This window comes from Gordonia sp. UBA5067, assembly GCF_002414845.1.
Taxonomy (GTDB): Bacteria; Actinomycetota; Actinomycetes; order Mycobacteriales; family Mycobacteriaceae; genus Gordonia; species Gordonia defluvii.
Genome location: NZ_DIAX01000009.1, coordinates 20241 through 30077 on the forward strand (window position 1 = coordinate 20241; position 9837 = coordinate 30077).

A 9837-nucleotide genomic window follows, 5' to 3' on the forward strand; every position below is an offset into this window, starting at 1 on the left:
TCATGAACAACCTGCATCGCGAACTCGCCCCCATTTCCGCGGCGGCCTGGCAGGAGATCGAAACCGAGGCGTCACGCTCCTTCAAACGCAATGTCGCCGGACGGCGCATCGTCGACGTGGCCGGTCCCCTCGGGCTCGACGCTGCAGCGGTCGGTACCGGCCGAACCCACAAGATCGACTCGCCCGGCGACGGCATCGAGGCGTCCCTGCGCGATTCGCAATCCCTGGTCGAGCTGCGGGTGCCGTTCACCGTCACCCGCGACTCGATCGACAACGTCGACCGTGGCGCCAAGGGCTCAGACTGGGATCCGGTTCGTGATGCCGCCCGCGACTTGGCACTGGCCGAGGACCGGGCGATCTTCGCGGGCTACGCGGCCGCCGGGATCGGCGGGATCGGCGAGCGGGCACTCGGGCCGATCACGCTGCCCGACGACGTCGCCGACTATCCGGTGGCGCTCGCCGAGGCGCTGAGCAAACTCAAGATGGAGTCCGTCGACCACCCGTACTCGGTGGCGGTGTCGGCGCCGCTGTACAACGTCATCAGCGAGACCTCCGATCACGGCTACCCGGTGCGCGAACACTTGCAGCGCCAGCTCGCCGCAGGTGAGATTGTGTGGGCCCCGGCCATCTCCGGTGCCTACGTCGTCTCCCAGCGGGGCGGCGACTTTGAGCTGACCATCGGTCAGGACGTGTCGATCGGCTACGACTCACACACGGCAGACGTGGTGAACCTGTACTTCATCGAGTCGTTCACGTTCCTCGTCTACACCCCGGAGGCCGCAGTCAGGCTGACGTAGCCCAACTGACGCCGCCCCAGCCGGATTTGCCCGCTTTCACTCCGGGCCCGGTCGTCGTTCGGTGAGTCTCCATGGCGCGCCCGTCCCGCGCACAGTAGCCTCGACGGGATGCTGACCCGCCTATTGCGCATCTATCTCGCGCGGTACAAGCGCGAACTGACCTTGGTGATCGTGCTCCAGCTGATCGCCACCGCGGCGATGCTCTACCTCCCGACCCTCAACGCCGACATCATCGACTTCGGCGTCGCACGCGGGGACACCGATTACATCCTGCACACCGGTGTGATCATGCTCGCGATCACGCTCGCCCAAGTCGTCGGCAGTGTCGTGGCCATCTACTTCGGTGCCCGGGCGGCGATGGGTGCCGGCCGCGATATCCGTCACGACCTTGCCCACCGGGTCAACTCCTTCTCCCAACGGGAGATCGGGACCTTCGGCGCGCCGTCCCTCATCACCCGCACGACCAACGACGTTCAACAGGTGCAGATGCTCGCGGTGATGAGCGTCAGCCTGGTGATCATGGCCCCGATCATGTGTATCGGCGGCATCATCATGGGCATCAAGGTCGCGCCGGGAATGTGGTGGGTACTCGCCGTCGCGGTACCCGTGCTCGGCCTGTTCATGACGATTGCCATCACCCGCATGATCCCCGGATTTCGCTCGATGCAGGAGCGGATCGACGCGGTGAACCGGGTGCTGCGCGAGCAGATCACCGGCATCCGCGTGGTCCGCGCCTTCGTCCGCGAGCCGGAGGAGATCGCCCGGTTCGGAGTCGCCAACATCAGCCTCGCCGACGCCTCGTTGCGGGTGGGCCGCATTTTCGCGCTGGTGTTCCCGGTGGTCATGGGCATCACCAACATCACCATGGTGGCGATCATCTGGGTAGGCGGCCACGAGATCGCCGCCGGGGCGCTGGAGATCGGCGCACTGTCGGCGCTGATGAGCTATGTGATGCAGATTCTGATGGCCGTCATGATGGCCGGATTCCTGGCGATCATGGCCCCGCGGGCCGCGGTCTGCGCCGAACGCATCATGGCGGTGCTCGACACCCACACCAGCGTCGTCCCCCCGGCCGACCCCGCCGGCTTCCGCGGCAATCCGGCCGCGGTCGCCTTCGAATCAGCGGCCTTCACCTATCCCGGCGCCGACCAGCCTGTTCTCACCGAGCTCGCCTTCGAGTGCCGGCCGGGTACGACGACGGCCATCGTCGGCTCGACCGGCTCGGGCAAGTCGACGCTGATCTCGCTCATCCCCCGGCTCATCGATACGACGGCGGGCGAGGTCACCGTCGGCGGCACCGCGGTCCGCGACCTCGACCCCGACCTGCTGCGATCGGTGATCGGCGTCGTCCCGCAGCGCCCATACCTCTTCTCCGGCACCGTCGCGTCCAACCTGCGCTACGGCAAGGCCGACGCCACCGATGAGGAATTGTGGGAGGCGCTGCGCATCGCCCAGGCCGACGACTTCGTCACCGCCATGCCCGATGGGCTGGACACCGCGATCGCCCAGGGCGGCACGACCGTCTCGGGAGGTCAGCGTCAACGATTGGCGATCGCCCGTGCATTGGTGCGTCGACCGTCGGTCTACCTGTTTGACGACGCGTTCTCCGCACTCGACGTCGCCACCGACGCCCGACTGCGCGCCGCGCTCTCGCCAGCCACCCGCGATTCGACGGTGATCATTGTGGCGCAACGGATTTCGACGATCATCGATGCCGATCAAATCATTGTGCTCGACCGCGGACAGATCGTCGGGCGAGGCCGGCACGACGAGTTGTCGGCAACCTGTCCGACCTATGCCGAGATTGTCGAGTCCCAACTTGCCGTCACCGCGCCGGGTGGGGGCCAATCATGACCGGGCCGCGCGGCCCGCTGGCGGCGGGAGCCGACCCGGCGGAGAAGCCGCGCTCATTCGGCCCGTCCATCAAGCGGCTCATCGGCCTGCTGGCGCACTATCGCATCGCGATGATCGTGGTGCTCGCCTCCATCGTCGGCTCGGTCGTCGCCACCTCGATCGCCCCCCGCATCCTCGGACATGCCACCGATCTCATCTTCAACGGCATCATCGGTTCCCGCCTGCCCGCCGGAATCTCCAAGGAGCAGGCCGTCGCCGGGCTACGCGGGCGCGGGCAGGGCACATTCGCCGACATGGTGGCGTCGATGAACCTGACCCCGGGGGTCGGTGTCGACTTCTCCGCCGTCGCCCGCGTGCTGACCGTCGTACTCGCCCTGTACGTCGGGGCCAGCCTCGTGAGCTGGCTCGCCTCCTACCTGCTGAACATCGTCGTCGTCGGAACGATCACCCGGCTACGCGCCGACGTCGAGGTCAAAGTCCACCGACTTCCCCTGCGGTACTACGACGCCGCCCAGCGCGGTGATCTGCTGAGCCGGGTCACCAACGACCTGGACAATCTGTCGCAGACCCTGCAGCAAACGATCATGCAGTTCCTCAACTCGGTGCTGATGGTGGTCGGCATCCTGGCCATGATGCTGTGGATCTCGCCGCTCCTGTCGATCATCGCGCTGCTGACGATCCCCGCGGCCGGCATCGCAACCGCACTGATAGCCAAACGCTCCAAACCACATTTTGGCCGGCAGTGGGCCTCGACGGGAACGCTGAACAGCCAGATCGAGGAGGCTTTCACCGGACACGAACTGGTCACCGTCTTCGGCCGACAACGCCAGGTGATGGACGCCTTCGACGGCCGCAACGAAAAACTGTACGACGCCAGTTGGCGGGCCCAGTTCATCTCCGGGATCATCATGCCGACGATCATGTTCCTGGGAAACGTCAACTACGTCGTCGTCGCCGTCGTCGGCGGTCTCCGCGTCGCGTCCGGGTCGCTCAGTCTCGGCGAGGTACAGGCCTTCATCCAGTACTCGCGCCAGTTCACCCAGCCGTTGACCCAGATCGGGTCCATGTTCAACCTGATGCAGTCCGGTGTCGCATCGGCCGAGCGGATCTTTGACATCATCGACGCGACCGAGGAGACGCCGGACCCCGCAAGGCCGGACTCTCCCGATGACGCCGGCGGCCATATCGCCTTCGAAGACGTCTCCTTCCGGTACCTGCCCGATGTGCCGTTGATCGAGGAGTTGTCGCTGATCGCCGAGCCGGGCCACCTCGTCGCCATCGTCGGTCCAACCGGGGCGGGCAAAACGACGCTGGTGAACCTCATCATGCGGTTCTACGACATCGACGAGGGCGCAATCACTCTCGATGGCGTGTCAACCCGGGCGATGACACGCCGCGACCTGCGCTCGCGCACCGGAATGGTCTTGCAGGATTCGTGGCTGTTCGGCGGGACGATCTATGACAACATCGCCTACGGCAACCCGTCGGCCACCCGCGCAGAGGTTCTCGAGGCCGCGACCGCCAGCCACGTCGACCACTTCGTCCGCACGCTGCCCGACGGCTACGACACGATCATCGACGAGGAGGGCGGCGGGGTCAGCGCCGGGGAGCGCCAGCTCATCACGATCGCCCGGGCCTTCTTGGCCAGGCCCACGATCCTGATCCTCGACGAGGCGACGAGTTCGGTCGATACCCGCACCGAGTTGCTGATCCAGCAGGCGATGGCCGCGCTGCGCAGCGACCGCACGTCGTTTGTCATCGCCCACCGCCTGTCGACGATCCGCGACGCGGACACCATCATCGTCATGGAACAGGGCCGCATCGTCGAGCAGGGCACCCATGACGAGCTCCTCGATGCCCGCGGCGCCTACTACCGGTTGTACCAGAGCCAATTCAGCGGCGCGCTCGACTGAATCTCCCGTCGTGCAGCGTGAATGTGACCGTGCAGCGCCGACCGACGCTGCTGGTCAACAATCGCGCTGCAGGAGTGGGTCACACCCACTGGACGTAGAACCTTACTGCCGAGTAAGGTATCGGCCATGGCAATCAACACCGAGCTCCCGGAGAAGTTGAACTCGACGGTCGAGCAGGCCCACCTGGCGGCCGAGCACATCTTCCGTCCCATCTCGCGCAAGTACGACCGGGCCGAGCACGAGTACCCGACCGAGCTCGACGACTTCGCCAAGCTGGCCAAGCAGGCCGCCGAGCGCGACAAGACCGAGGCCGGCGAAAAGCCCGCCGCGGGCGAGACCGTCAACAGCACCAACATGCGGGGCGTTCTGTCGGCTGCCGAGATGAGCTGGGGCGACGTCGGCCTGATGTTGTCAATCCCGGGCCGCGGACTCGGCAATGCCGCGATCGCCGCCGTCGCCAACCCCGAGCAACTCGACCGCTTCGGCGACGTCTGGGCGTCGATGGCGATCACCGAGCCGAGCTTCGGCTCCGACTCGGCGGCCGTCTCCACCACCGCGACCCGTGACGGCGACGACTACCTCATCAACGGCGAGAAGATCTTTGTCACCTCCGGATCGCGCGCCAGCCACGTCGTGGTGTGGGCGACCCTGGACCGGTCGGCCGGTCGTGCCGCAATCAAGTCCTTCGTCGTTCCGATGGATACCCCCGGGGTCACGGTCGCCCGCCTTGAGCACAAGCTCGGGATCAAGGGCTCCGACACCGCCGTCATCGTGTTTGAAAACGCGCGGGTGCCGAAAGAGAACCTGCTGGGCTCACCGGAAATCGACACCAAGAAGGGCTTCGGCGGGGTCATGCAGACCTTCGACAACACGCGGCCCGTCGTCGCGGCGATGGCCGTTGGCGTGGGCCGGGCAGCGCTCGAGGAGATGCGCCGCCTGCTCGGCGAAGCCGGCCACGAAGTCGACTACGACAAGCCTGCCGCCGCCCAGCACGCCGCTGTCGCCGAGTTCATCCGCCTCGAATCCGATTGGGAGGCGGGTTGGCTGCTCACCCTGCGTTCCGCATGGATGATGGACAATCGCGAGCCGAACTCCGTCGAGGCATCGATGGCGAAGGCAAAGGCCGGGCGCACCGTCACCGACATCACCAACAAAGCCGTTGAGATCGGCGCGACCGCTGGATACTCCGAAACGATGCTGCTCGAGAAGTGGGCGCGCGACGCGAAGATCCTCGACATCTTCGAAGGCACCCAGCAGATTCAGCAGCTGATCATCTCGCGGCGCATCCTCGGCAAGACCAGCACCGACCTCAAGTAGCGATCACCCGCCCCGCAGATGCCGGAGCGGGTGTATCGGCACGTCAACGCGACGGGGTGAACAACGCGGCTTGCAGCTTCTGGTTGCGCGCAATGCGCTCGGCGTCCCGCCGGTAGCGTTCGGCGGCGATCGCGGCGAGGACGTCGCGCGGTGCGGCGGTCGGCGGCGGCGGCGGTGCCACGAACCCCAGCGCCCGCACCAGCAACTGTTGCCCGTTGATCGCCTGAGCTTGCGGCGTGAAGTCGCAATAGCGGTCCAGGTACCCCCGGATTCCGCTGGCCAGACTCGGCGGCATCGGAGCGAGGTCTGCACTGGCCGCCCACTGCGCCAGTTCCGGTGGCATGAACACAAGCCGCGCGGGCGGTGCGACACTCCGATCCCGAATCACATAGGTACCCGAGACGAGGTCGCCCAGCCGCTTGCTCTTCGGGTTGACCGCCGCGGTGACCAGCGCGGGAACCCCGGCAAAGAAGTACAGCTCGGGCATGCCCAGCAGCGCGCGCCCAAAAGCCTGCCGAATCGTGATCGGCCCCGCGTCGTCATTAACCGTCCGCAACCCGAGAACAAGGTGGCCGAGCGTCTTGCCGCGGGTCAGCGTCTCCACGACGGTGGGTAGCGCCAAGAATACGAGCACGGTCCAGGCAGTGCCCAGTCCCGCCCGAAACGCCGAGTCGAGCTGTACGACCTTGGAGATCTGGGGCATCAGGTAGAGGAACCACAACCAGAACAGCGCCCAACCCAGCGTCACGTCTATCAATCCGGACAACACACGCAATCCGAGGTTCGCCGACGGCAGATCGAGGGCCACCGCCTCACCGGACACGAAGTCGTCCCGCCCGACCCCGCGGGTGCCGCTGTGCGACGGCGATACCGGCGGCGGCAATGGCCGCAGCGGCGGACGTGGGACGGCCGCCCGGTACGGGCCTGGCACGGGACGAGACATGTCCACGACTCTAGGGGACGATTCAGCCGGGGGACACCGACGCCACCGGCTGACTAGGGTGTTGAGCGTGGACTTGGATGCCTATCTCGATGCGCACCGTGCCGAATGGAATCGCCTCGACGACCTCGTGCGAACCCGTCGTCTCAGCGGCGCCGAATCCGACGAGCTACTCGATCTCTACCAGCGCGCGGCGACACACCTTTCGGTCATTCGATCGACATCGCCCGACGCCCAGACCGTCGAGTACCTATCGACCCTGGTGGCTCGCGCCCGGTTCCGTGCCCAAGGGTCCCGACCGTTCACGTGGGCGATCGTCGCGACGTACCTGACGCGCACCCTGCCCGCCGGCCTGTACCGGCTGCGGTGGTGGTGGGTGCCGATCATGGTCGGATCAGTGGCGACCATCGCCGTGATGGTGCTCTGGAGTCTGAACCACCCGACGACGATGGCCTGGCTGTTGAAGCAGTTCGGGCAGCGGTACATCGATAGCAGCTTCGCGGATTATTACTCCAATCATCAGGCGCAGTACTTCGCGTTCCAGGTCTGGACCAACAATTTCCGTCTCGCCCTGCTGGCGATCGCCTTCGGCGTGTTCTTCTTCCCAGTCGTCTACGTGCTGTACGAGAACGTTGTGTCGCTCGGCCAGGTCGCCGCGCTCATGATCGGCAACGGCAAAGCCGACATCTTCTTCGGTCTGATCCTGCCGCACGGCATGCTGGAGATGACATGCCTGTTCATCTCGTGTGCCATCGGCCTCAAATTGTTTTGGACGTGGGTGGCGCCGGGACACCGGACGAGGACGCGCGCCCTCGCCGAGGAAGGCCGCACCGCCATCTCCATCGGCATCGGACTCATCGGACTCTTACTGCTCAGTGGGGTGATCGAGGCCTTCGTAACCCCGTCGCCGCTACCGACGGTCGCCCGCATCAGCATCGGCCTCGCGGTGTGGTTCGGCTTCCTCGCCTACGTCTTCATCCTCGGCCGCAAGGCCTACCTCGACGGTGCGACGGGCGACCTGGAAAGTGAGGCCGACCGGGGCTATGAAGCTCCGGTCGCCGCTTGACGGCACCGTCGACGAAATTCTGGGCCCAGCCGGCGTTGGGCCCCGACGGCTACAGCTGGCCGCGCGCCTTCAGCGACAGGTAGTGATCGGCCAGGGCGGGGGGCAACTCCGCCGGACCCCGGTCGATCACGGTGACACCCAGCTTCGCCAGGACAGCGGCGGTCTCCTCGCGCTGGGTCAGCGTGCGCGCCGATGCCGCCGCACGATAGGCCGCGGCGGTATCGGACCGGTCGGCGAGCATCTCGTCGAGCGCGGGATCGGAGACCGACGCGATCACCACCTGGTAGCGCTGCGCCAGCACCGCCAGCGTCGGCAGCAGCGACTCGGCGATCGCGGCCGGCTCGAGCGGGGTGCACAGCACGACTAGTGCGCGCTGACCGACCGTCCGAGACACCTCCGCGCCGAGCAGGCCCCAGTCTGCTTCCAGCAGTGCTGACTCCAGCGGCGCCATGGCGGTCACCATCTCGTTGAGCAGGTTCACCCGTCGGGTGGCGCGCACCTTTTTGTGGATCGCCCGGTCCCCCGCGATGAAGTCGACGCGGTCGCCCGCGTGGGATGCCAGGGCCGCCAGCAGCAGCGCGGCATCCATCGCGGCGTCGAGGCGGGGTTGATCGCCGATCCGCCCGGCCGAGGTCCGCGACGTGTCAAGGACGATCACGACGTGCCGGTCGCGCTCGGGCTGCCAGGTGCGGACCACGGTCGAACGACGACGGGCCGTCGCGCGCCAGTCGATCGAGCGCACGTCGTCGCCCTCGACGTAGTCCCGCAGCGAGTCGAACTCAGTCCCCTGCCCCCGGGTGCGCACCGCCGAACGCCCGTCGAGTTGACGCAGCGAGGCCAGCCGCGAGGGCAGATGTTTGCGCGAATCGAAAGCGGGCAGCGCGCGCACGGTCCCGGGCAGGAAGAGCGAGCGCTGTCGTCCCGCGAGCCCGAGAGGTCCGTTGCGGCGCAACGTGAGTCGAATGGCGAGCCGGTCGCCACGGCGCGTCGGGCGCAGTCCGACGTCGAAGAACTGCCGTTCCCCCGGGCCCACGTTCAGGTCCTGCCGATTCGCCTGCGGACCGGGCGGGCCGGGGTCGCCGGACAGCTGCCGCGCGAGGTTTTCCCCGCGCCGCGCCAGACCGGCGGCGAGACCGGGCTCCCCGGCCGCGCGACGGTCGGGGTGCTGGGCCGCGCCAGCGCCGGCCGACGGCTGCCACGCGTCGCGGAGCCGGCCGCGGTACCGCCGCCCCGAGGTGTTGACCACCGACAGCCTGGTCGTCGTGTGCTCGCCCAGACGGATCGGCGGTGTCTTCCCCCGCGTCACGGTCACCGCCGTCGTCGCCCCGGCCAGCAACAGGTCCAGCAGCGCCACCACCAGGACCAGGGCCGCCCACGCCAGTACCGTCCGGCCCGACGGCCAGACCACGACGGGAATGGCGCCGAGGGCGACGAGCAGCGCGAATCGGCCGGTGACGAACATCAGCGCGGCACGGGTACGGAATTAATCGCCGCGTCCAGCACCGCCGAGACCGAAACCCCCTCCAACTCGGCCTCCGGGCGCATTCCCAGACGGTGTGCCAACGTCGACTGCGCGAGCGCCTTCACGTCGTCGGGCGTCACGAAGTCGCGTCCGGACAGCCACGCCCAGGCGCGGCTGGTGGCAAGCAGCGCGGTGGCGCCACGAGGGCTCACACCCAACGAGAGCGACGGCGACATCCGCGTGGCGCGGGCGATGTCGACGACGTAGCCGAGCACGGCGGGCGCGACCGACACCTGTCTGACCGACGTCACGCCGGCAGCGATGTCGTCGGCCGAGGCGACCGCGGTGATCCCGGCGCCGGCGAGGTTGCGCGGGTCGAATCCGGCCGCATGTCGGGACAGGATCGCGATCTCGTCCTCGCGCGGCGGCAGCGGCAGTGTCACCTTCAACAGGAAGCGGTCGAGCTGTGCTTCCGGCAGCGGATAGGT

General features: G+C 67.4%; 8 protein-coding genes. 5 read left to right on the forward strand and 3 right to left on the reverse strand.

Annotated elements, in window-relative coordinates:
- Positions 1-2 precede the first annotated feature (2 nt).
- The 4 genes from B4M62_RS01165 (at position 3) to B4M62_RS01180 (ending at position 5881) form a co-directional block, all read left to right on the forward strand.
- On the forward strand, positions 3-797 hold the full coding sequence (locus B4M62_RS01165) for a family 1 encapsulin nanocompartment shell protein (protein WP_290703925.1): 795 nt from the start codon (positions 3-5) through the stop codon (positions 795-797).
- Positions 798-905: 108 nt separating this feature from the next.
- Positions 906-2651 carry an ABC transporter ATP-binding protein gene (locus B4M62_RS01170; protein WP_290703928.1) on the forward strand — a complete coding sequence of 582 codons (1746 nt, stop codon included), beginning with the start codon at positions 906-908 and terminating at the stop codon, positions 2649-2651.
- Entirely contained in the window at positions 2648-4564 is a 1917-nt protein-coding gene (locus tag B4M62_RS01175; RefSeq protein WP_290703931.1) for an ABC transporter ATP-binding protein, read from the forward strand. The genes B4M62_RS01170 and B4M62_RS01175 overlap by 4 nt, the downstream gene beginning before the upstream one ends.
- Positions 4565-4690: 126 nt before the next feature.
- The gene (locus tag B4M62_RS01180) at positions 4691-5881 is read left to right on the forward strand and encodes an acyl-CoA dehydrogenase family protein (RefSeq protein WP_290703934.1); all 1191 of its coding nucleotides are present in this window, start codon (positions 4691-4693) and stop codon (positions 5879-5881) included.
- Between the two features lie 43 nt (positions 5882-5924).
- Here B4M62_RS01180 and B4M62_RS01185 read toward each other — a convergent pair whose 3' ends face one another.
- Positions 5925-6824 (reverse strand): RDD family protein, encoded by a 900-nt coding sequence (locus tag B4M62_RS01185; protein WP_290703937.1) that lies wholly within the window; start codon positions 6822-6824, stop codon positions 5925-5927.
- 67 nt (positions 6825-6891) lie between these two features.
- Between B4M62_RS01185 and B4M62_RS01190 the strand changes: the two genes are divergently transcribed.
- Positions 6892-7887 carry a stage II sporulation protein M gene (locus B4M62_RS01190; RefSeq protein WP_290703940.1) on the forward strand — a complete coding sequence of 332 codons (996 nt, stop codon included), beginning with the start codon at positions 6892-6894 and terminating at the stop codon, positions 7885-7887.
- A gap of 49 nt (positions 7888-7936) precedes the next feature.
- On the opposite strand, the gene B4M62_RS01195 is transcribed toward B4M62_RS01190, so the two are convergent.
- Both B4M62_RS01195 and B4M62_RS01200 read right to left on the reverse strand, forming a co-directional pair.
- Entirely contained in the window at positions 7937-9349 is a 1413-nt protein-coding gene (locus tag B4M62_RS01195) for a DUF58 domain-containing protein (protein ID WP_290703943.1), read from the reverse strand.
- A partial coding sequence (locus B4M62_RS01200; protein WP_290703949.1) for an AAA family ATPase occupies positions 9349-9837 on the reverse strand: 489 nt, incomplete at its 5' end. The genes B4M62_RS01200 and B4M62_RS01195, both read right to left, overlap by 1 nt.

Excerpts from the sequence above, each read along its gene's own strand:
- B4M62_RS01165 (WP_290703925.1), top strand. The coding sequence starts at position 3 with ATGAACAACCTGCATCGCGAACTCGCCCCCATTTCCGCGGCGGCCTGG.
- B4M62_RS01170 (WP_290703928.1), top strand. The coding sequence starts at position 906 with ATGCTGACCCGCCTATTGCGCATCTATCTCGCGCGGTACAAGCGCGAA.
- B4M62_RS01175 (WP_290703931.1), top strand. The coding sequence starts at position 2,648 with ATGACCGGGCCGCGCGGCCCGCTGGCGGCGGGAGCCGACCCGGCGGAG.
- B4M62_RS01180 (WP_290703934.1), top strand. The coding sequence starts at position 4,691 with ATGGCAATCAACACCGAGCTCCCGGAGAAGTTGAACTCGACGGTCGAG.
- B4M62_RS01185 (WP_290703937.1), bottom strand. The coding sequence starts at position 6,824 with ATGTCTCGTCCCGTGCCAGGCCCGTACCGGGCGGCCGTCCCACGTCCG.
- B4M62_RS01195 (WP_290703943.1), bottom strand. The coding sequence starts at position 9,349 with ATGTTCGTCACCGGCCGATTCGCGCTGCTCGTCGCCCTCGGCGCCATT.